A 21070-nucleotide genomic window follows, 5' to 3' on the forward strand; every position below is an offset into this window, starting at 1 on the left:
GACAGGATCTCGGGGCCTGTCCGAAGGGAGACCTGTTCGCATGACGTGGCCCCTCACGGCGCGTAGTCTCGAACGGCCTTGAGATCACCCCGGGGGAACAGGGAACAAGGGAGTAAGCGGTGCGTACCAGGAAGGAGATGCGTCGTCTCGCCGACGCGCTCATCGAGCCCATCCGGGTGCCGGTGCCCGCCGAGCCCGAGGTCCTGTTCAACGCGCTCGTCGACTCCGTCGCTGCCTGGCGGGGACGTGAAGTCCTCGTCCACCGGGCGGCGTTCCCGCCGCACACCGCGAGCGGGCTGTGGCTGGAGCGGGAGAGCCACGACGACGTGGTGGTGGACGAACGGGCCGCCGTGTGGCACCAGATCGTGATCTTCTGTCACGAGGTGTGGCACATGAACCGGCGGCGGACGGAGGCGGGGGCCGGAGCGGTGGCGGGAGCGGGATCCGGCGGGCGCCCGGGCGATCCCACGGGACGTCGGCCCGTCGCCGCCCGGACCGACTTCAGCCTCGCCGAGGAGCAGGAGGCCGACCTTTTCGGCATGCTGATGGGCCGTCGGCTGAGGGCCTGGCTGGACGCCTCCACCGACTCCGTGTTCGCCGCGGAGGGCGGCGGCTCCGGCGAACCGCAGGACCTCGCCGGACGCATCGGGGCCGCGCTCAACCACCGCGGGACGAGACGATGAACGGCCTGATCAACTACGTGAGTTGCGGGGCGCTGTGGCTCGGTCTGCTGGTGCGGGCCCCGGATCTGCTGCGGCACCGGCACGATCCGTATCTGCGGGCCATCTGCGCCGTGCTGGGGCTGGCCGGGCTCTGTTTCTTCCTCGGGGCACCACCGACGGTCGGCGCGGTCAACCGGCTCGGCGGGGTGCCGAACCTGGCGGCGCCGCTGACGTACGCGGCGATCATCGCCTACTGCGCCGCCTCCCAGGTCCTCGTCGTCCACTGGCGCGGCGGGCCCGGGGTGCGCCGTACCGCCCGCCGCTGGATCCTCGCCTGCACCGGCGTCATCGTCGTCGTCACGGTGGCCTTCGCCCTCGGGGACGCCCCGGTGGAGCGCCGCACCGACCTGGACACCTACTACGCGACGACCCCGTTCCTCGCCCAGATGATCGTGCTGTACCTGGTCACGCACCTCACCGCGGTCACCGTGACCGCGGTGACGTCGCTTCGCTGGGCGCGCCGGGTGCGGGGCGGGCTGCGGGCGGGCCTGACGCTGATGGGGGCGGGCGCGCTGTGCGGCGCCGGCTACAGCGTGGCCAAGCTCGTCGCGGTGGCCGCCCGCTGGTCCGGCCGCGACTGGTCGGCGCTCGGCACCGCCGTCTCGCCGGCCGCCGCGGGGCTGGGCGCGCTGCTGACGGTCGTCGGGGTGCTGGTGCCGCTGGTGACGCCCCGGGTGGCCCGGTGGATGCGGGCCCGGCGGACGTACGCCCGGCTCGAACCGCTGGAGCGGGCACTCGACGACCTGCTCGTCCGCCGCACGCTGCGGCTGCCCCGGCCCCGCCCCGCCTCCCCCGCCGCCCTCCTCGTGTGGCGCCAGACCAGCATCCACAACGCGCTGAGCCACCTGGACGCCTACTTCGACCGGGACCTGTTCGACCGGACCCGCGCGTCCGCGCTCGGGACGACGGCCGATCCCGAGTGGGCCGAGGCCGCCGCCTGGGCCGCCGTGATCGTCACCGCGGTACGGGACGAGGCCGTTCCCGGACACCGCCTGCCGCCGGCCCGCGGCGCCGGGCGGCGCCTCGACCGGATACCGGGACCGGCCGGACTGGCCCGCGTCGCCGACGCCCTGACCGGCACGGCACCGGCCGCCCCGGCGACGCGGGCCGGGGCGGTGCCGCAGGCAGCCCCGGCACCGGCGTCCACCGCACCGACGGGGGCCGCATGAACCGCGACGGACGAACCGCCCGCGGCCGGCGGACCCGCCGGACCGGCCCGGACCACCGGCACCCCGCCCCGCACGGCACCGGCCGCACCGGCGACACGGACCACGCCCATGACGCCGACCGCGCCCGTGACACCGGCGGCACCGACAGCCCCCGCACCGACGGGGGCCGCACGAACCGCGGCGGACGCATCGGCCGTGGCGGGCGCGCCGCGTCGCGAGGGGGGCGTACGGGATGAGTCTCGTCGTGTACGTGGCGGCCGTCATGCTGGGGATCTCCTCCGTCCTGGTACGGCGCCGCCCGCGCACCGCCCTGCGCGACCCGCTGACGCTGTCCACCTGCGTGGCGATCGCGCTCGCCGCCCTGGTCTTCGTCTGTGCCGCCCCGGCGACCCTGGCCGCCGTCAACGAACTCACCGGCATCCCCAACTTCGGTGCCCCGCTGACCTACGGGATGCTCTCCGCGTACAGCTGCGCCGCACTCGTCCTGCTGATCAACTGGCGGGGCGGGCCCCGTGAGCTGGTGCGGCGCCTGGTGCTGCGCGGCGTCGCCGCGTACGGGCTGCTGGTGCTCGCCATCGTCGTCCTGTTCGCGCTCGCCGACGCGGACACCGAGCGGCTGACCGACCTCGACACGTACTACGCCAACACCCCGTTCATGCGGGAGATGATCCTGCTGTATCTGCTCGGGCACAGCGCGGCCATGCTGGTCATGTGCGCCATGTGCCTGAAGTGGGCCCGCGAGGTCACCGGGCTGCTGCGCACCGGGCTGCGGCTGATCCTGCTGGGCACCCTGCTGGACGTGGTGGGCTTCCAGCTGACCAAGTACACGGCGATCGTGGCCCGTTGGCACGGGCACGACCTCGACTTCCTGTCCACCGACGTCGCCCCGCCGATGGCCTCGCTGGGCGCGGTGCTGTGCTCGGCGGGGTTCGTGCTGCCGAGGCTGCTGCCGTCGGCGCTCGCCCAGTGGCGGGGACTGCTCGACCACCGGCGGCTGGCATCCCTGTGGTGCCTCGTGCGGTCGGCGTCCACCGCTCCCAGGCCGCCCACCGCCTGGTGGCAGCTCCCCCAGGTCCGGCTGCAGTGGCGCGAGGTGTCCATCCACGACGCCCTGCTCGCCCTGGCGCCGTACTTCGACCACCGCGTCCGGGAGCGGGCACGGGAGGACGCCCTGGCCGCCGGGTGCTCCCCCCACGAGGCCCGGCTGGCGGCGGAGGCCGCCATGCTCGACGATGCCGCGCGCCGGGCCGCCGCCCGCGAGGAACCGCCCGAGACCGACGGCAGCTACCGGTTGCACGCCACCGAGGTCTCCGGCACGAGCGGTCTGGTGGAACTCGCCCAGGCGCTGGAACGCGTGCGGAACCGCCCTCCCGCCGGCGCCGTCGCCTCACCCCCCGTGCCCCCCACGCCCCCCGCACCCGACGGCGCGGGGCCGAACTCCATGGCCGGACCCATGGCAGAACCCGAGGAGCCCCATGTCGCGTAGAGCTGTCGTCATCGGTGCCGGGCTGGCCGGCATGCTGGCCGCGGCCGCCCTGTCCGACGCCGGAGCGGACGAGGTGACCGTGCTGGAGCGCGACGATCTGCCCGAGGACCCCGGGCACCGCCGGGGCCTGCCGCAGGGGCACCACGCGCATCTGCTGATGCCGGGCGGGCTGGACGCGATGGAGGAGCTGCTGCCGGGCGTGGATCCGCGCGGGCGGCTGCTCGCCGCCGGTGCGCACGAGGTCTCCCTCAGCTCGGGCATGCTGGCCCTCACCTCCGAGGGCTGGCTGCGGCGGTGGCGGCGCGCGGGACCGGTGATGCTGACCTGCACCCGGCCGCTGCTGGACTGGGTGATACGGACCGCGGTGCTGGAACACGCGCCGGTCGAGATCCGCAAGGCGGCGGTGACCGGGCTGACCGGCTCCGCCGGGCGGGTGAACGGGGTGCGGGTGGCGGTGGCCGACGACGGCGGGCACCGTGACGAGGAACTCGACGCGGACGTCGTCGTCGACGCGAGCGGGCGCGGTACGCGGGTCGTGACCTGGCTGGACGAGCTCGGCCTGTCCGGCGTCCGGGAGCGGACCGTGGACTCCGGGCTGGTCAACGCGTCGCGCCTGTACCGGGTTCCGGAGGGTGCGGAAAGGTTCCCGCTGACGATCGTGCAGGCGAACCCGTTCGTCTCCCGGCCGGCGCGGAGCGCGATGGTGATGCCCGTCGAGGGCGGCCGGTGGCTGGTGAGCTGCGGCGGCTCGCGCGGCGGTGAGCCGCCCGCGGAACCGGAGGGTTTCCTGCGGTACATGCTCGACCTGCCGGACCCGATCGTGGGCCGGCTGGTCTCCGGCGCGCAGCCGCTCACCGACGTCCATCTGAGCCGGTCGACGAGCAACGTGCGGCGGTATCTGGAGAAGGCACCCCGGTGGCCGGACGGCTTCGTGGTGCTCGGGGACGCGCTGGCCACCTTCAACCCGGCGTACGGGCACGGCATGTCGGTGGCCGCGTTCGGCGCGCAGGTCCTTCGCCGGGAGCTGAACGGGGTGGCGGGCGACCTCGGCGCGCCCGGTCTCGCCCGGCGGGTGCAGCGGGGTGCGGCACGGGTGGCGGAGGGGGCCTGGTCCATGGCGGTCAGCCAGGACGTGCTGTACCCGGGGGTACGCGGTGGTACGCCGACCGCCGCCGACCGCGCCGTCTCCGCGTACACCCGGCGCGTCACGCGGGCGGCCACCGGTTCCTACCCTGCCGCCTCCGCGCTCTGGGGCGTCACCGGTCTGCGTACGCCCCCGGCCCGGATGTTCCACCCGGCCACGGTGCTCGCCGCCCTCGCGGGCTCCCCGCTGCCCCCGTCGACCCTGCCGCCGATGACTCCGGGCGAGCGGAAGGTCCTCGAGCGGCTGGATCGCACGGGGGTCTGAGCAGGAGGGTTGCCGCGGCGGGGAGCCGGGCCCTGCTTCAGCCCGCGAAGGCGGGCTGGGCCACTCCCTCGCCCGCGCCCGGGACGACCAGGAGCGAGCCGGCCAGCGGGGGCGCGGGGTCCAGGCCCACCCGGGCCGTGGTGATGTACAGGTCGGTCAGGTCCCGGCCGCCGAAGGCGCAGGCCGTGACGCGCGGGACCGGGAGGCCGATCACCCGGTCCAGGGCGCCGGCCGGGGTGTAGCGGCGTACCGCCGCGCCGTCCCACAGCGCCACCCACACACAGCCCTCGGCGTCGACGGTGAGGCCGTCGGGGAAGCCCGCGCCGTCCTCGACCTCGGCCAGCGGGCGCCGGCCGGTGACCGTGCCGGTGTCCGGGTCGTGGTCGAACACGTCGATGCGGCGGGTGGGGGTGTCGATGTAGTACATCAGGCGCCCGTCGGGACTCCAGCCGGTGCCGTTGCTCACCGTCACGTCGTCGAGGACGGGTTCGGCGGTGCCGTCGCCGGTGACGCGCGCGAGCGTGCCGCCGCCGGTGGCCTCGTCGTAGCGCATGGTGCCGGTCCACAGGGCGCCGTCGGGGGCTACGGCGGCGTCGTTGCCGCGGCGGCCGGGTACGGGCTCGTGGCGCAGCCAGCGGAAGGTGTCGTCGGGGTCGAGCAGGCCGACGCCGTCCCGCAGGTTGAGGACCAGGCCGCCGCCCGCACGCGGCTTGACCGCGCCCACGTGCTGTTCGCTGCGGCGCAGGGTGCGCCGGCCGGTGGCCGGGTCGTAGGTGTGGATCCGGGAGCCCAGGATGTCGATCCACAGGAGGCGGCCGGCCGCCGCGTCCCAGGTGGGGCCCTCGCCCAGGGCGGACTCCGCCCGGACCGCGACCTCGTACGGGGCGGCATCGCTCTTCGTCGTCATGACACCCTCCGGTGGCCGAGGCGCTCGGACAGGTCGTCGGCGCCCTTGGCGGCGAGCTGTTCCAGCTCGGCGAGACGGTCGTCGCTCCAGCGGATCATCGGCACGGAGATGGACAGCGCGGCGACCACCTGGCCGGTGCGGTCGCGGACCGGGGCGGCCACGCAGCTGACGTCCGGGTTGGACTCGCGGCTCTCCACGGCGACGCCCCGGGCGCGGATCTCCGCGAGGGCCTCGCGCAGGGCGGCCGGGTCGGTGATGCTGTTGGGGGTCATCGCGGCCAGCCCGGCGTCGTCGGGCAGGCGCGCGGCGAGTTCCCTCTCGGGCAGGGAGGCCAGCAGCATCTTGCCCACGGAGGTGCAGTGCGCGGGCAGCCGGCGGCCGGCCGCGGACACCATCCGTACCGCGTGGGTGGAGTCCACCTTGGCGATGTAGATGACGTCGGTGTCCTCCAGGATCGCCACGTGCACCGTCTCGTCGCAGGTCTCGGCGACGGACCGGGCGACCTGCTGGCCCTCGGCGGCGAGGTCGAGATACTCGGCGTAGCGGGCGCCGAGCTGGTACGGGCGGACACCGAGCCGGTAGCGGCCGGGCTGGCCGGTCACCGGGACGATGTACTTCCGGGCGGCGAGCGTGGTCACCAGTTCGTGCACGGTGGTGCGCGGCAGCTGGAGCCTGCGCACGATGTCGGGGGCGGAGAGTGTCCCGTCCCCGTCGAGGAAGAGCTCGAGAATGTCGAGAGCCCGGGTCACGGCTGGTACTAGGCGTCCCACGACCGGCCCCCTCCCTGTATGTCTGAGCCCGTTCGAGATACCAACAGGCGATCGGAATGACGAACACACAGGCTAACCATCCGGCCCCACCCGGGCAATGGCCTGCCGGAGAGCCGATACGGCTCCCGCCACACCCGCGAGTCCCGCCGGCCCCGTCGCACCCGCCGGACCGACCGCCGCTCCACTCGACGCCGAACCCCGTCGCGACCCTCACGTCCCGCAGCTCCCGCGGCCTCTGCCGGCCCCGCCGGGCCGGGGAGTTGTACCGGGGCGGGTACCTCCGTTCAGCGGTGGGGGCCGGGGGCTCCCAGTTCGCCGCGGAGGCGTTGGGAGCGGAGGACCAGTTCGAGTTCGAAGCGGCGGTCCGGGTCGTCGATCTCGTCGCCCCACAGTTCGCGGATCTGCCGCAGCCGGTAGCGGACGGTCTGCGGGTGCACGCCGAGCCGTGCCGCCACCTCGGGCGCGCCGCCCCGGGTCTCCAGCCACGCCAGCAGCGTTTCCGCGAGCCGCCGCGCGTTCGTGGGGGCGCAGTGGGCCAGCGGGGCGAGGCACTTGAGCGCGAGGTCGTCGATGAGTTCCTCGGGCTGGAGCAGCACCAGCGCCTCGGTGTGCTGGGTGCAGTGCAGCATCTCGCCGTCGGGCAGCAGTCCGCGTTCCATCAGGCGCAGGGCCGCCTCGGCCCAGCGCAGCGACTTCGCCGCGTCGGCCGGCGGCACCGGCGGGCCGATCGCGCCGGACCAGCCGGTGAGCGCGCGGTGCAGCAGTTCGGGGCGGCCGGCGGCGTCCGGCTCCGGGACGATCATGCGGGGCTGCTCGGACTCCATGTCGAGCAGCACCTCCTGGCCCACGGCGGGCGCGACCGCCTCGCGCGCGGGGCGCCGCAGCACGCCCACCGCGACCTTCCCGGGCAGCGGCCAGCCGATGCGGGCGGCCCGCTCGGCGAGCGCGTCGGCGGGATCGCCCCGGTGGTGTTCGGTGAGCAGGAGTTCCATCAGCCGGCGCTGCAGCCGCAGCCGCTCCCCGGCCTGGCGGGCGGCCGCCTCGGCGTAGCCGCGGACGGACTGGTCGACCAGTCCGTCCAGGTATTCGTAGCCCGCGTCGACGAGTTCGTACATCGCGGGCGGCGGGATGTCGATGCGCTGGCCGATCTCGGCGAGCCGGCGCCAGGCCAGCCGGACACCGAGCCGGTAGATCGCCTGGAGCGAGTCGAGCGACCGTCCGTGCAGGCCCTCACCGCGCCCGAAGTCGTGGAACATGCCGGGCGGAACGGTGGGGCGGCCGGCCGAGTAGTCGGCATGCTCGAGGTGCTGCACGAACACCTCGATGGCACGGCGGATGCCGACGAGTGCCATCGGTTCGCCCGAGTCGTCGAGGACGACGGGGAGTTCCGGGTACTCGCGCTGGATCTCGCTCATGATCTCTTCGGCGAGTCCGGGGATCTCGGCCATGGCGGTCTCGGCGAACCGGTGCACCTGGGTGCGCGGTACGTCGTGCCAGGCGGAGCGGGCCGTGACGGTTCTGGACGCCGTCACCGGTCAGCTCCCCTGGCCCGCTTGTTCGTAGGTGATCAACGGCGTGTTCGGCTGGTCGGGCCGGGCATCGAGCAGCGCGACCACGCCGAGCGCGGCGCCCACGGCGAGGACCGCGGCGAGCGCGACCGTCAGGGCGGCGGCAAGCAGTCTGGACATCTTCAGGGACAGCCTCTCTGTCGGAGGTTTCCCCACCCCCGCACACTCGTCCGGCCACCCCTGCCCGTCGCCCCCCAGTGTCGAGTGCACATTGACACTGAGTCAAGGGGCGCCTACGGTTCCCGGCCCAGAGGGAGTACGGTCCCGGCCCGCAGGGGGTGCCGGATGGCTCCGCCCCTCCCGCACGCGCGTTTTCCTCCACGGAGTCGGCCTGTCCGAGCCGATCCGTCCCGAGCCTCTGGAGTGCCCGGATGCGCCGTACAGCCTCCCCTTTCTCCCTGGTCCTGCTGGGCCTCGGCACGTTTCTGCTGGTGCTGGCACCCCTGCTGGCCTGGTACGTGCAGCCGCGTGCCGCGGTGAACCCGATCGACATCGACACCACCGCCGTCTACAAGGGCCGGGGCAGCGTGATCGACCTCGAGAAGGTCGAGACCGTGCCGGGTCAGACGATCACCGTCACCCAGAAGGTGCGCGGGAACGTCGAGGACAGCGAACGCAGCGGGAACGCCGTGTGGGACGTGACGACCACGGTCGACACCGACAAGTCGCTGCCGGCCGCCGATCCGCACGACGCGCTGGACTTCACCCCGCACCGCTGGGTGCTGGACCGCAGGACCACCGAGCCGGTGCACTGCTGCGAGGAGACGCCGTACATCGAGGGCGAGGCGTACCTCAAGTTCCCCTTCGACGTGCAGAAACGCTCCTACCAGTGGTGGGACAACACCCTCGGCGACACGGTCGTGATGCGCTACCGGGGCACCGAGAAGGTGCAGGGGCACACGGGCTACCGGTTCACCGCCTCGGTGCCGGCGACGAAGACCGGCACCCGGCTGGTGCCGGGCGTCCTCGTGGACGAGCCGGACCGGCCGCAGGTACTGGCCGAGGAGTGGTACTCCAACCACGGCCTCGAGCTGGTCGTGGACCAGGCCACCGGCCGGGTGATCTACGCGCAGACCGGTCCGCGGCGCACGCTGCGGGCGCCGGGCGGGGACGAGGACGCGGCGGTGCTGCTGGACGCGGAGAAGCTCTCGTTCACGACCGGCACGCAGAAGGAGGCCGTGCGGCAGGCCGAGCGCGACAGCGGGCAGCTGCGTCTGGTGGGCGTGACCGCTCCGGTCGGCGCGGCCGTGGCGGGATTCGTACTCGCGGTGACCGGTGGGGTTCTGGTGGCACGTGGCAGGAAGGAAGAAGAGCGCCCCGATTTGCCCCGTACTGCTCAGTAGATGCTCACGGAACTACGTGACTCCGGGGCCAACGGGGCCGGAAATTGTCACCCCGGTGAGTAGCACTGGGAAACGTCTGGGCGAAAACTGTCCAACCCCACCCCAGCACAAGCCGTGCACAGCCCACGCCCAGGAAGGGCCCGAACGCTCCTCCGAAGCACGTGGGTTCCGATCGACGTCACCCCGCCCGTCCGAAATCCGTACCCGCCCGCCCACCCCGTTCCGCACCCCCTGCACCACCTCGCACACCCCCTGCACCACCGCACCGCTTCCCGGCCTTCGAACGCCCCGGCCCCACCCGCACATGCCCCGCGTACCCCACGCATGGTTCCGCACCCCGAGACGAGTTGGAGCACCGATGCCCCAGCACGTGCCCTCCCGGCTGCGCACGCCGCTCCCCGGCGTGCCGCAGCACCCTCCGGCACTCCCCGCGCATCCCCGCCGGATCGTCTTCCTCGCCCACCGCGATCTGGACAACCCCTCCGCCGGCGGCTCCGAGCTGCTGGTCGACCGGCTGGCCGACGGCCTGACCCGCATGGGCCACCAGGTCACCCTGTTGTGCGGGGGGCCCACGGCGTTCCGCGACTACCGCGTGGTGTCGGCGGGCGGCACCTACGGTCACTACCTGCGTGCCCGTTCCGCCTTCACCCGTCAGGTCGGCGACTGCGATCTGCTGGTCGAGGTGTGCAACGGCATGCCGTACCTGGCGCCGCTGTGGCATCGCGGGCCGACGCTGTGCCTGGTCAACCATGTGCACACCGACCTGTGGGGGATGCGCTTCAACGGTCCGCTGGCTCCGGCCGCGCGGATCGGGCGCAGGCTCGAGCACTGGGCGCTGACCGGCGCCCGGCAGCACGGGCTGCTGGTCGCCGTCTCCCCGTCGACCGCGAACGCGCTGCACGGCATCGGCGTGCCGCGCGAGCGGATCAGGGTCGTGCACAACGGTGTGGAGGAGCCCGGTCCGGGCACCGGACGTTCCCCTCAGCCACTGTTCGTGGCGGTGGGCCGGCTCGTCGAGTACAAGCGGATCGATCTGCTGCTCAGGCTGTGGGAACGGGTGCGGCCGGTCACCGGCGGCCGGCTGGTGATCGTCGGCGACGGCCCGGAGCGGGAACGTCTCGAACGCCTCGCCGGTCCCGGTGTCGAGTTCACCGGCCACGTCTGTGAGGCGGAGAAGCACCGTCTGCTGTGCGCGGCCTGGCTGCTGCTGCATCCCTCCGCGGTGGAGGGCTGGGGCCTGGTCGTCACCGAGGCGGCCACGCGCCGGACCCCGACCGTCGCCTTCGACGTGCCCGGCCTCAGGGACTCCGTGGTGGACGGCGAGACCGGTGTGCTGGCGCGCGGCGAGTCCTCGTTCGCGGCGGCCTGGTGCACCCTCGCCCTGTCCGGGCCCCGGCGGGAGCTGATGGGCGAGGCGGCCAGGGAGCACGCGGCCCGTTACCGCTGGGACCGTACCGTGCGGCAGTTCCGCGCGGTGGCGGCGGAGGCGGTGCGGGGCCATCGGCCATGAGCGACGGAACCATGGGTGACAGGGACATGACCCACAGCGGATCGGGTGACGGAGAGCCGGGCGGCAGAGGCACGGCCGTCGGCACACTGGCCGGCGGCCGGCTGAAGGACCCCTCACCTCGCCGCTCCCTCGCCCTCTTCCGCGCCTTCCTGCGCGAGCGGGAGGACCCCGACGCCTGCTACACGCTGCTCGCCCGGGACGCCGCCGACCAGGTCGAGGCGTACGGCGGTCCCGTGGCGGGCCGGGTCGTGGTCGACGTCGGCGGCGGCAGCGGGTACTTCACCGAGGAGTTCCGCCGCCGCGGCGCGGACGCCTTCCTGTTCGAACCCGACGTGCGGGAGCTCGCCGGGAAGCCGCCCGAGGGGACCGTGATCGCGGACGGCTATCTGCTGCCTCTGTGCGACGGCGCCGCGGACGTGACGTTCTCGTCCAACGTCCTGGAGCACGTGGCCGATCCGCAGACCTTCCTCAGCGAGCTGGCCCGGGTGACCCGGCCGGGCGGGCTCATCTATGTGTCGTTCACCAACTGGCTGTCGCCGTGGGGCGGGCACGAATGGACCCCGTGGCACTATCTCGGCGCCGAGCGGGCCCGCGCCCGCTACCGGCGCCGTACCGGCGGGCCCGCCAAGCACACGCTCGGCGAGAACCTCTTCCCGGTGCACATCGGTACCACCCTGCGGCAGGTACGGGGCCGCGCCGACGTACGCATCGTCTCGGCGCGCTCCCGCTACTGGCCGTTCCTCACCGAGACCGTGGTCAAGGTGCCCGGTCTGCGTGAGTTCGCTACGTGGAACCTCCTCCTCATCCTCCGGCGGTGTCCCGAATGACGACCACGGTCCAGGCTCCCCCTCCGGCAGCCGTCCCTCGTACCGCGACCGCCGCGGGCCCGCCCCGGGGCCCGCGGTCGCGGCGCTGGCTGCTGGGCTTCTGGGCGGTGATGTTCGTCCTGCTCCTGGCGGTGCAACCGGGGCGGCAGACCTTCGACACCAAGCTGGGTGTCACCGTCGACCCGGGGCGGTTCCTCGCCGACCTCGGCCAACTGTGGCAGGACCAGGGGTCGTTCGGCGGGGTCAACAACCAGTACATCGGCTACCTGTGGCCGATGCTGCCGTTCTACTGGCTGTGCGACCTGGTGCGGCTGCCGGTGTGGCTGGCCGAGCGGCTGTGGCTGTCGCTGATCGTGTCCGTCGCGTTCTGGGGCGCCCTGCGTCTCGCCGAGCGGCTGCGGGTGGGCAGCGGGGCGTCCCGGCTGCTCGCGGCGGCGGCGTACGCGCTGTGGCCGCTGTTCACCACGGTGATCGGCTCCACGTCGGCCGCCGCCCTGCCGGGCGCGTTGCTGCCGTGGGTGCTGCTGCCGCTGACGGACGAGCGCCGCACGGCCCGGGTCGCGGCACTGCGTTCGGCCCTGCTCGTCCCGTTCATGGGCGGGGTCAACGCGGCCTCGACGCTGGCGTCGCTGCTGCCCGTGGGCCTGTACCTGCTGTCCCGGCCGCCGGGACCGCGCCGGCGCAGGCTGATCGCCTGGTGGGCTCCCGCCGTGGCGGTGGCGACGGCCTGGTGGTGGATCCCGCTGCTGCTGCTCGGCGTGTACGGCGAGAACTTCCTGCCCTACGTCGAGACCGCGCAGACCACGACGGACACCATGGCGGCCACCGAGGCGCTGCGCGGGGCCGGGAACTGGGTGGCGTACCTGCACTTCGGTGAGGCGTGGCTGCCCGCCGGCTGGACCGTCGCCTCCTCGGCGCTGGTGATCGTCAGTTCGGCGCTCGCGGCCGGTCTGGGCCTGGCGGGGCTGGCGCGGCGGGACCTGCCGGAGCGCCGCTGGCTGGTGCTGACGGTGCTGGTGACGGTACTGGTGCTGCTCGCCGGGTACGGCGGCGCGTTCGGCGCCCCGTTCCACGGGGTCGTGCAGGACTGGCTGGACGGGTGGCTGTCGCCGTTCCGCAACGTCTACAAGTTCCAGACGGGCCTGGCGCTCGCCCTGGTCCTGGGCCTGGCCCATCTGGTGGGCACGGCCGCCCGGTCACACGGCGCCGAGGGGGCCGGCCGGCCGAGCGGGCCGCACGAAACGGACGGGGCGGGCCGGATCCGGCGGCGGGCGCGGGGCGGGCGCTTCGCGCCGCTGGCCGCCGCGGTGCTGATCCTGCCGGGGCTGATGTGGCCGTACCTCAACGGGTCGATCCTCGGCCCGGGTTCGTTCCAGGAGATCCCCACGTACTGGCGGGCCACGGCCGACTGGCTGGAGGAGAACTCCCCGGACTCGCGGGCGCTCGTCGTGCCGGCGACCGCGCACGGCATCCACACCTGGGGCTCGACCATCGACCAGCCGCTCGACGTGGTCGCCGGCTCCCGCTGGGCACAGCGCGACTACGTCCCGTTCGGCACCCCGGGCAACCGGCGGGCCATGGACGCGGTCGAACAGGCCCTGCTGACCGGCGCCGAAGTGCCGGGCCTCGCCGACTACCTGAGCCGCGCCGGCCTCTACTACGTCGTCGTCCGCAACGACCTCGACCCGGACCAGGTCGGGCACGTGCCGACCACGACGGTCAAGCGCACCCTCACGCAGTCCGGGTACGAGCGGGTCACCGGGCTCGGTCCGGTGAGGACCGGCGGAGTCATCGCCGACGACACCCCGCTCCAGGTCGAGGGGCTGTACCCGCAGCAGCGGGCGGTGGAGATCTACCGTCCGACCGGGGCGGACGTCCGGCGTCCGGGGCAGGCCTCGCTGGCCCCGATCGCCGACACCGCCGTGGTCTCCGGCGGCCCGGAGGCGCTGCTGCCGCTGGCCGGCGAGCTGCGCGGCCGGCCGGCCGTGCTGACCGGCGACGCCCATCCCGGGCTCGGCACCGCGCCGTTGCAGGTGACCGGCGACGGGATGCGGTACGCCGACACCCGGTTCGGCCTGGTCAACTCCAACACGTCGTACACGTACACCCCCGACGAGCGCAACGCGCCCGACGCCACGCAGGGCGCGGGTGAGAAGCCGCACCAGATCCTGCCGACGGAGGGCCTGGACCACCAGACGGTGGCCGAACTGCGCGGCGCCCGCGCGGTGTCGGCGTCCTCGTACGGCAACTGGCTGTTCCACCTGCCGCAGTACGACCCGGTGAACGCCTTCGACGGCAACCCGGAGACGGCCTGGGCGGAGGGTTCGGCCGGCTCGCCGGACGGGCAGTGGCTGCGGATCGCCTTCGACGACAGCTACGAGATGCCGGACTCCATCGGCATCGTCCCGCTGCCGCAGGACGGTGTGCGGGCCGCGGCGACCAGGGTGCGGGTGGAGACCGAGCGCGGCTCCGAGACCAGCTTCCTCCAGGCGAACGGCACCAAGCAGGACGTCAAGGCGCCCGAGGGCGCGACGGGTTGGATGAAACTGACGATCGTCGACTCGGTGGCCCGGCACTCCGGTCTGGGCGGCGCGGGCTTCTCCGAGATCGACCTGCCGGACGTGCGGGTGACCCGGCTGCTGCGGCTGCCCACGGACGCGGAGAACTCGACCGCCGGCGCGCAGGTCGTCTCGCTGCACCGCTTCGCCGACCCGACCGGCCTGTCCCCGACGGGCACCGAGAACGGGCTGCACCGCGTGTTCACCACGGGCACGGCGGGCACGTACGAGGTCGGGGCGAGCGCGGTGGCCGTGCCGGGCGAGGCGCTGGACCGGCTGCTGTACGACGTGGCGCCCGAGCAGCAGGCCCGGATCACCGCCACCGCCGACTCCACCGCCCGCCTCGGCGCGGGCCTGACCGCGCGCAACCTCACCGACGGCGACCTGACCACGGCCTGGATCGCGGGCGACAGGCCCGTCGTCCGTCTGAGCTGGGACGGCAAGCAGCCGGTGGGCGAGATCGTGCTGGCCGCCGCGGGCGGCCTGTCCACCCGGCCGACCGAGGTGCACGTCAGCTCCCCGGACGGCGCGGCGATCGCGAACGTCGACGACAACGGCATGGTCCGCTTCCCGCCGATCACCACGGACCGGCTCGACATCACCGTCACCCGGACCGCCCCGCTCACCCTGCACAACCCCGTCGTCGGTGACGACCTGAGCCTGCCGGTGGGGCTGACGGAGGTCTACATACCGGCGCTCGACGAGTACCGCACCCCGCAGCCGTCCGCCGACCGGGAGTTCACCCTGGAGTGCGGCAGGGGACCGGTCCTCGCCGTCGACGGCGAGCTGTACGGGACCCGCGTGAAGGGCACGGTCGGGGACCTGGTCGAGCGGCGTCCGGTGGAAGTGACGCTCTGCCGGGAGGGGGACGAGGAGACGGCCTTGGAGTTGTCCACCGGCAAGCACCGGGTCGAGGCCGGTGACGCGGGACCGCTCACCGTGACCTCCGTGACCCTGACCCGCGGCGCCGTCCCGGAGGCCTCGGCGGCCGGGCGCGAGCTGACGGTCCGGGACTGGCTGGGCGACCAACGCGAGGTGTCGGTCGGCCCCGGAGCCGCCTCGTACCTCACGACGTACGAGAACCACAACGACGGCTGGACGGCCACCCTGAACGGCGAGGAACTGACACCGCTGCGGCTGGACGGCTGGCAGCAGGGCTGGCGGATCCCGGCGGGCGAGAGCGGCACCGTGAAGCTGTCCTACGGTCCCGCCACGACGTACGACGCCGCACTGATCGGCAGCGGGGCCGGGATCGCGGTGCTGATCGGGCTGGCGCTGTGGCGCCGGAAGGCCGAGAACCCCGACGCCCCGCAGCCCGAGCCGGCGGCGCCCGGACCGTGGCTGGGCACGGTGGCGCTGACGCTGGTCGGCGTGGTCGTCGCGGGCTGGTGGGCACTGCTGGTCCCGGCGCTGGCGCTGCTCGCGTGGCGCAGGGCCGCCCTGCTGGTGCCGGTGGCGCTCGCCGCCCTCGCGGGAGCGGGGACCGCGGCGGCCCTCAGGGCCGGGGAGCCCCCGGGCACGGGCGAGGGCGCCTTCGGGCACCTTGCCCAACTGCTGGCGCTGACCGGGCTGTTCGCGGCGCTGGTGACCCTGGGCGGCCCGGGGTCCGGGCGAGCGGTGCGGGAGGACGGCTGGGCCTTTGGCCGGACGGACGACGGGTCCGGGACGGCCGCAGGCGGGCCCGCGGCGGCCGGATCCGGTTCCGCCGGGGGGAAGCGGCCCTCCGACGGGCCGGATCACCGTACGGTCGAGCTGCCTCCGGTGCCCCCGCGCGTTCCGGCGCACCGGCCGCCGCCCGGCCTGGAGACGTCCACCCGGCAGCCTCCCCGCGCCCACGGCACGGGAGGCCCGGACGACCCGAACAACTCGAACGGTTCGAACGGTTCAGCGGGAAGGGGCGGCACCGGATGACCGCACCCCTTCGCATCCCGTTCCCCGTGGTGGACGAGGTGTCCCGGCACTGCCTTCAGGAGGAGGAACCGGAGACGGTGCACATCGAGGTGCACCTCCCCGGGGAACTGGACCCCGGCCGCCTGCGCAAGGCGTTCCTCGAGGCCCTGCGCCGGCACCCGCGCATCCTCATGCGGGAGGCCCCGGGTCCCTGGTACCGGCGCCGCTACGAGTGGGAGCTGACCGACGAGCCCGACGTGGAGGTGGTGCGCTTCGCGCCGCCGGGTCCGGGCGCCCTGCGGGACGCCCGCACCCGGACCCTGACCCAGGCACCCCCGCTCACCGCCTCCCCGCCGGTCCGCCTGGAGCTGGTGAACGCCCCGGGTGCCACCGGGGCCGGCGAGGGCGGACCGGCCGTCGGCACGGACGCGGGAACGGACGAGGCGAGGGCCGTCGCAGCGGGCGACGGTGCGGGCCGCAGGACGGGCGACGGAACGGTCGGCAGGCCGGTCGCCCCGACAGGCAGCGCGCTGCTCCTCACCGTCAACCACACCGCGCTCGACGGTCCCGCCTGCCTGCGCGTCCTGGCCACCGCCGCCGAGATCTACGGCGGCAGGGACAACTCCGCCGCCGCCCCGCCGGTACGGCGGTCCGAGCCCGTGCGGGCCGACGCGCCGGACACACCCTCCCCCTGGTCGCCGCCCGCCCGGGTGGCCCCCGGCACCCCGGACCCGGGCCACCGCACCGGCAACGGGCTGATCGTCTCCGAACTGCCCCTGCCGCACCGGCCCAAGGGGGCCCCGTACACCGTCAACGACCAGCTCATGGTCGCCACCGCCCTGACCCTCGCCCACTGGAACCGCGAACGCGGCGCCCGTCCGCGCCCGTTGCGCATCACCATGCCGGTGGACGACCGTCCCAGGGATGCCACGATGCCCATCGGCAACGGCACCCGGCTGGTCGAAGTCCCCTTCGCCCTCGCGGAACTGGACACCTTCGACCTGCCCGGCCTGCTCCACCGCACCGCTCTGCGCACCCGCGCCCTGAAGTCCCTCTCCCGCCCCCAACTGGGCCACGGGGCGAATCTGCTGACCGCGCCCTGGGCCCCGGTCGCCGCCCGCCGGGCCCTCGCCCGCGCCCTGCGCAGGGCCGCGGCGCCCCTGCTGTCGACCACGCTGCTCAGCAACATCGGCCGCATCCCGTACCCGCTGGACTTCGGCGAGGAGGCGGGCAGCGCGCACGCGGTGTGGTTCTCGGCGCCGTCCCGGATGCCGCGCGGCCTCACCTTCACCACCGCCTCCACCGCGGGCCGGCTCCATCTGTCCGTGCGCTGGTCCCGGGCGCTGCTGGGGCAGGCGGACGGCGCCCGCCTCCACGACCTCTTCGCACACCATCTGCACTCCACGGAGGCGACCCCGTGACGACCACCGCGACCACCGCCTCCCCGCCCCGCGATCTGCGCGACTTCTACGAGAACCCCGCCGTCCCGGTGGCCTCGGGCCCCTCCCGCAGCCTCCGCCAGGCCCGGATGCTCGCCGGGGCGCTCGGCCCGGCCGGTGCCCGGGGCGCGCGGACGATCCTCGACATCGGCTGCGGCGACGGCTCCGCCGCGGCCACGGCCGCGCCCCTCCTGCACGGCCACCGCCTCGTCGGCGTCGACTGGTCCCAGGACGCCCTGACCCGGGCCCGCACCCGGATGCCGTACGCGGTGCGCGGCGAACTCACCGACGGTGGGCTGCCGTTCGCGTCCGGGTCGGCCGACGCGGTGCTGTTCAGCGAGGTGCTCGAGCATCTCGTCGACCCGGACGCGGCCCTGGAGGAGATCCACCGGGTGCTGCGCCCCGGGGGCCATCTGATGCTGTCCACCCCCAATCTGGCCGCCTGGTACAACCGTGCGCTGCTGCTGGCCGGGGTGCAGCCGGTGTTCTCCGAGGTCAGCCTGCGCGGCATCCACGGCAGGCCGGGCTCGGAGGTGGTGGGACACCTGCGGCTGTACACCGCCCGCGCGCTGCGGGAGTTCGTCGCCGCGTCCGGTTTCACCGTCGTACGCCTCGAAGGCGCCCCGTTCCACGGGGTGCCGCGCCCGCTGCGGATGCTGGACCGGCTGGCCTGTGCCCGGCCGCCGCTCGCCTCGATCCTGCTCCTGCACGCCCGCCGGACGTAAGGGGGACCGGGGACGATGTGGTGGGGAGTGGCCGCTGCCCTGGTGTCGAACGTCCTGTACAGCGGCGGGTTCGTCCTGGAGAAGCGGGCGCTGTCCACCCTGCCCGAGGTATCGGTTCACCGGCCGGCGCGGCTGCTGCGGCTGGTGCTCGGCAACCCGCTGTGGATCGCCGGAGCCCTGTCCCTCGCCGCCGGTTTCGCCGCGCAGCTCGCGGTGTACCGGACCCTGCCGATCGCCGCCGCCCAGGGCCTGTTCGTCTCCGGCCTGGTACTGCTCGTGATGCTGTCGGCACGGCTCCTGGGTGAGGAGACCACCGGCCGGGAACGGTACGCGCTGGGCGCCATCCTGCTCGCGCTGCTGATGGTGGTGCTGTCCCTGAAGGGGGGCGGCGAGGGCGCCGACACCGTCGGCCGGGATGCGCCGTACCGGCTGATCCTGCTGGTGTGCGTGCCGTCGCTGGCGGCCGGGGTGTGGCTCTACCGCTCCGCCGAGCGCCGGGCCCGGCGCCGGCACCGGATGCCGACCACCGGCGTCGAGTACGGGGTCGCCGTCGGCCTGCTCTACGGTGTCAGCTCGCTCGCCGTCAAGGGCGTGTCGAGCCATCTGACGACCAGCGGCGTCGGCGACGCGGTGCTCGGCCTGCTGCGCTCCCCGTATCCGTATCTGCTGCTGTTCACCGGCGCGTTCGGCCTGGTGCTGTCGCAGGCGGCGCTCCAGCGCTGCCGGGCCTCGCTGATCGTGCCGGTCTGCACGACCGTGACCTGCCTGTACACGGCGGTGCTCGGCACGCTGTCGTTCGGCGAGGAACTCCCCGACGAACCCCTGCGGCTGGGTCTGCGCGTGGCGGGCACGGTGCTCGCGGTCACCGTGCTGCTGGCCATGCCGAAGCACGACACCGCCTCGCGACAAAGTACCTCTACCAAGGAGTTGACTCCGCCGTGAAGCCCGACGACCCGCTGCTGAGGATTCTGGCCTGCCCGCTCGACAAGGGTCCGCTGCACCTGCTCCCCGCCGCTGCGGACGCCGACGGTCACGGGGACGGCCGTCACGAGGAGGCGCTGTACAACCCCCGCCTGCGCCGCCGCTATCCGATCGTCGACGGCATCCCGCAACTGCTCCCGTCCTCCGGCGAGCAGGTCTCGGACGAGGAGCACGAAAGACTGCTGGCGCGCGTGTCCGGAGGCCCCACGCCCGGAGGCCCCACGCCCGGGGGCCGTAGGCCCGCGGACCCCGCCGGGCGTCCCGGGGCCCCGGGGGCGACCCCATGACGGAGGGCCGCCCCCGGGTCACGCTCGCCGCCCGTGCGGCGTCCGTCCTGCCCACCCGGGCCGTGGCCGCCGTCGCCCGCGCGGTCTACCCCCGCTTCGAGCCCGAGCTGGCCCGGCTCGCCGACCTGTGCCCGCCGGACTGCGGTACGGCGGTCGACGTCGGTGGCTGGTACGGCCCCTGGACGCACCGGCTGGCCCGGCGCGCCCGCCAGGTGGTGACCGTCGAACCGGTCCCCCACCTGGCGCGACTGCTCGCCTCCGGCGCTCCGCCGAACGTCCGTGTGATCCGCGCGGCGGCCTCGGACCGCACCGGGGTCGCCCGGCTGTGGCTGCCGCCGGACGACGGCGGCGACCGGGGCGTGTCCTCCCTGGTCCGCCGGGACATCCACGGCCACGCCCTGGACGTCACCTGCGTCACGCTGGACGAGCTGGGCCTGAAGGACGTCGGTTTCATCAAGATCGACGTGGACGGCAACGAGTCGGCGGTGCTGCGCGGCGCCGCCGGCATCCTCGCCCGCGACCGCCCGGCGCTCTTCGTGGAGCTGGAGTCCCGCATCCAGCCGATCGCGCCCGTGGTCGACCAGCTGTCCCTGCTGGGCTACCACGGCTGGGTGCTGCCCGACGACGCCTGGGTCCCGCTGGCCCGTTTCCCGCTGGAGGCCCACCAGGCCAGGGCCTCCTACGTCGCCTCGCACGGACTGCTCCGCCGCGTCCTGCCGTACGGCGCGCTCAGGGGTCCGCGCTACGTGAACTCGGTGCTGTTCCTCCCGGACGGCCGCCGCCCCGGAGCGCCCGCGGTGAGCGACGATGGTCCCCGTGCCTTCCGCGAGAACCCCCGGTAGCCCGTCCGGCCCGTCCGGCCCCTTCACCCCGCTCGACTTCCAGCTCGTCCTGCTGCGCCGCATGGCGGACCACAATCCCGGCCTGGTCGAGGACGCCCGTCACGAACTGGGCGTCTCCCTCGCCAAGATGCGCGAGGCCAACAAGCGCTGGCAGGCCACGGTCCGCTCGCCGCGCTCCCGTCCTGCCCGTTCCAGGTACCGGTCCGTGCTCGGCGAGCCGGAGTCCCGGGTCCGGCGCCGGATCGGCGACCTCGACTGCGAGGCGTCGCGGTGGCGGCTCCCGCTCTGGCCGGACCTCCGCTTCGAGGTCCTCACCGCGCCCGACGGCACCGTCTGGAACGAGTGGCTGGTCCGCGCGCCCGGCGCCGGCCCGCCCGTGCTGCGCACCGTCGAGGACCTGACACCCTGGTCCTGCACGGTCGACGAGGCCGCCCGCGCCTTCGCCCCGGCCCGCCCGCTCGAAGGCACCGCCCCCACCCGGTGGGCTCTCGCCCTCGTCGCACCGGACGTGCGGGGCGTGCGGCACGAGGTGGTCGCGGAGTTCACCTGGGGCCTGCTGCAACGGACCGCGCCCGGCCCACGGACCGAAGCCGGTGAGCCGCCGCCCTGATGGTCGCGTCCGCCACCCGGGGGGTCAC

General features: G+C 74.4%; 18 protein-coding genes and 1 pseudogene. 15 read left to right on the forward strand and 4 right to left on the reverse strand.

Annotated elements, in window-relative coordinates:
• The first annotated feature begins 119 nt into the window (after nt 1-119).
• Genes ACWZEH_RS09800 through ACWZEH_RS09820 form a run of 5 tightly spaced genes read left to right on the forward strand, consistent with a single transcriptional unit; the run spans nt 120 to nt 4785 of the window.
• A complete protein-coding gene (locus ACWZEH_RS09800; RefSeq protein ID WP_456197507.1) occupies nt 120-683 on the forward strand; it encodes a toxin in 564 nt (187 codons plus the stop codon).
• A complete protein-coding gene (locus ACWZEH_RS09805) occupies nt 680-1891 on the forward strand; it encodes an MAB_1171c family putative transporter (RefSeq protein WP_456197509.1) in 1212 nt (403 codons plus the stop codon). The genes ACWZEH_RS09800 and ACWZEH_RS09805 overlap by 4 nt, the downstream gene beginning before the upstream one ends.
• Nucleotides 1888-2127 (forward strand): hypothetical protein, encoded by a 240-nt coding sequence (locus ACWZEH_RS09810; protein ID WP_456197511.1) that lies wholly within the window; start codon nt 1888-1890, stop codon nt 2125-2127. The genes ACWZEH_RS09805 and ACWZEH_RS09810 overlap by 4 nt, the downstream gene beginning before the upstream one ends.
• Nucleotides 2124-3377, forward strand: a complete 1254-nt coding sequence (locus tag ACWZEH_RS09815) for an MAB_1171c family putative transporter (RefSeq protein WP_456197513.1) — start codon at nt 2124-2126, stop codon at nt 3375-3377. Before ACWZEH_RS09810 ends, ACWZEH_RS09815 begins: the two co-directional genes overlap by 4 nt.
• Nucleotides 3367-4785, forward strand: a complete 1419-nt coding sequence (locus ACWZEH_RS09820) for an FAD-binding protein (RefSeq protein WP_456197515.1) — start codon at nt 3367-3369, stop codon at nt 4783-4785. Before ACWZEH_RS09815 ends, ACWZEH_RS09820 begins: the two co-directional genes overlap by 11 nt.
• Before the next feature lie 37 nt (nt 4786-4822).
• Here the strand turns inward: ACWZEH_RS09820 and ACWZEH_RS09825 are convergent, their stop codons facing one another.
• The 4 genes from ACWZEH_RS09825 to ACWZEH_RS09840 all read right to left on the reverse strand — a co-directional run bounded on the left by ACWZEH_RS09825 (nt 4823) and on the right by ACWZEH_RS09840 (nt 8150).
• Nucleotides 4823-5692 carry an SMP-30/gluconolactonase/LRE family protein gene (locus ACWZEH_RS09825; RefSeq protein ID WP_456197517.1) on the reverse strand — a complete coding sequence of 290 codons (870 nt, stop codon included), beginning with the start codon at nt 5690-5692 and terminating at the stop codon, nt 4823-4825.
• On the reverse strand, nt 5689-6462 hold the full coding sequence (locus tag ACWZEH_RS09830; RefSeq protein ID WP_456197519.1) for an IclR family transcriptional regulator: 774 nt from the start codon (nt 6460-6462) through the stop codon (nt 5689-5691). The genes ACWZEH_RS09825 and ACWZEH_RS09830 overlap by 4 nt, the downstream gene beginning before the upstream one ends.
• 284 nt (nt 6463-6746) lie before the next feature.
• Entirely contained in the window at nt 6747-7994 is a 1248-nt protein-coding gene (locus ACWZEH_RS09835) for a PucR family transcriptional regulator (protein WP_456197521.1), read from the reverse strand.
• A 3-nt stretch (nt 7995-7997) separates the two neighbouring features.
• Entirely contained in the window at nt 7998-8150 is a 153-nt protein-coding gene (locus tag ACWZEH_RS09840; RefSeq protein WP_383810522.1) for a hypothetical protein, read from the reverse strand.
• 251 nt (nt 8151-8401) lie between these two features.
• Here ACWZEH_RS09840 and pgfA point away from each other — a divergent pair, with 251 nt between their 5' ends.
• The 10 genes and pseudogenes from pgfA (at nt 8402) to ACWZEH_RS09890 (ending at nt 21042) form a co-directional block, all read left to right on the forward strand.
• Nucleotides 8402-9373 carry a cell envelope lipid trafficking protein PgfA gene (pgfA, locus tag ACWZEH_RS09845; protein WP_456197523.1) on the forward strand — a complete coding sequence of 324 codons (972 nt, stop codon included), beginning with the start codon at nt 8402-8404 and terminating at the stop codon, nt 9371-9373.
• Between the two features lie 358 nt (nt 9374-9731).
• Nucleotides 9732-10883 (forward strand): glycosyltransferase family 4 protein, encoded by a 1152-nt coding sequence (locus tag ACWZEH_RS09850; RefSeq protein ID WP_456197525.1) that lies wholly within the window; start codon nt 9732-9734, stop codon nt 10881-10883.
• Between the two features lie 101 nt (nt 10884-10984).
• Entirely contained in the window at nt 10985-11710 is a 726-nt protein-coding gene (locus ACWZEH_RS09855; RefSeq protein WP_456199518.1) for a class I SAM-dependent methyltransferase, read from the forward strand.
• Entirely contained in the window at nt 11707-16179 is a 4473-nt protein-coding gene (locus ACWZEH_RS09860; protein ID WP_456197527.1) for an alpha-(1->3)-arabinofuranosyltransferase domain-containing protein, read from the forward strand. The genes ACWZEH_RS09855 and ACWZEH_RS09860 overlap by 4 nt, the downstream gene beginning before the upstream one ends.
• Entirely contained in the window at nt 16176-17579 is a 1404-nt protein-coding gene (locus ACWZEH_RS09865; protein ID WP_456197529.1) for a condensation protein, read from the forward strand. Before ACWZEH_RS09860 ends, ACWZEH_RS09865 begins: the two co-directional genes overlap by 4 nt.
• Nucleotides 17576-18322, forward strand: a complete 747-nt coding sequence (locus tag ACWZEH_RS09870) for a class I SAM-dependent methyltransferase (protein WP_456197531.1) — start codon at nt 17576-17578, stop codon at nt 18320-18322. The genes ACWZEH_RS09865 and ACWZEH_RS09870 overlap by 4 nt, the downstream gene beginning before the upstream one ends.
• A 27-nt stretch (nt 18323-18349) precedes the next feature.
• The gene (locus ACWZEH_RS09875; protein ID WP_456197533.1) at nt 18350-19264 is read left to right on the forward strand and encodes a DMT family protein; all 915 of its coding nucleotides are present in this window, start codon (nt 18350-18352) and stop codon (nt 19262-19264) included.
• Nucleotides 19261-19500: pseudogene (locus ACWZEH_RS09880) on the forward strand (Trm112 family protein); the annotation flags it as partial. The gene ACWZEH_RS09875 and the pseudogene ACWZEH_RS09880, both read left to right, overlap by 4 nt.
• 86 nt (nt 19501-19586) lie before the next feature.
• Nucleotides 19587-20432: an FkbM family methyltransferase gene (locus ACWZEH_RS09885; RefSeq protein WP_456197535.1), complete on the forward strand. Its 846-nt coding sequence runs from the start codon at nt 19587-19589 to the stop codon at nt 20430-20432.
• Nucleotides 20398-21042, forward strand: a complete 645-nt coding sequence (locus ACWZEH_RS09890; protein ID WP_456197536.1) for a hypothetical protein — start codon at nt 20398-20400, stop codon at nt 21040-21042. The genes ACWZEH_RS09885 and ACWZEH_RS09890 overlap by 35 nt, the downstream gene beginning before the upstream one ends.
• The last annotated feature ends 28 nt before the right edge of the window (nt 21043-21070 follow it).

The organism is Streptomyces yamdrokensis, from assembly GCF_053890455.1.

Bases quoted from the DNA above. Each gene is read 5' to 3' on its own strand.
- ACWZEH_RS09805 (WP_456197509.1), top strand. From the start codon at position 680: ATGAACGGCCTGATCAACTACGTGAGTTGCGGGGCGCTGTGGCTCGGT.
- ACWZEH_RS09810 (WP_456197511.1), top strand. From the start codon at position 1,888: ATGAACCGCGACGGACGAACCGCCCGCGGCCGGCGGACCCGCCGGACC.
- ACWZEH_RS09815 (WP_456197513.1), top strand. From the start codon at position 2,124: ATGAGTCTCGTCGTGTACGTGGCGGCCGTCATGCTGGGGATCTCCTCC.
- ACWZEH_RS09820 (WP_456197515.1), top strand. From the start codon at position 3,367: ATGTCGCGTAGAGCTGTCGTCATCGGTGCCGGGCTGGCCGGCATGCTG.
- ACWZEH_RS09825 (WP_456197517.1), bottom strand. From the start codon at position 5,692: ATGACGACGAAGAGCGATGCCGCCCCGTACGAGGTCGCGGTCCGGGCG.
- ACWZEH_RS09840 (WP_383810522.1), bottom strand. From the start codon at position 8,150: ATGTCCAGACTGCTTGCCGCCGCCCTGACGGTCGCGCTCGCCGCGGTC.
- pgfA (WP_456197523.1), top strand. From the start codon at position 8,402: ATGCGCCGTACAGCCTCCCCTTTCTCCCTGGTCCTGCTGGGCCTCGGC.
- ACWZEH_RS09850 (WP_456197525.1), top strand. From the start codon at position 9,732: ATGCCCCAGCACGTGCCCTCCCGGCTGCGCACGCCGCTCCCCGGCGTG.
- ACWZEH_RS09860 (WP_456197527.1), top strand. From the start codon at position 11,707: ATGACGACCACGGTCCAGGCTCCCCCTCCGGCAGCCGTCCCTCGTACC.
- ACWZEH_RS09865 (WP_456197529.1), top strand. From the start codon at position 16,176: ATGACCGCACCCCTTCGCATCCCGTTCCCCGTGGTGGACGAGGTGTCC.
- ACWZEH_RS09885 (WP_456197535.1), top strand. From the start codon at position 19,587: ATGACGGAGGGCCGCCCCCGGGTCACGCTCGCCGCCCGTGCGGCGTCC.
- ACWZEH_RS09890 (WP_456197536.1), top strand. From the start codon at position 20,398: ATGGTCCCCGTGCCTTCCGCGAGAACCCCCGGTAGCCCGTCCGGCCCG.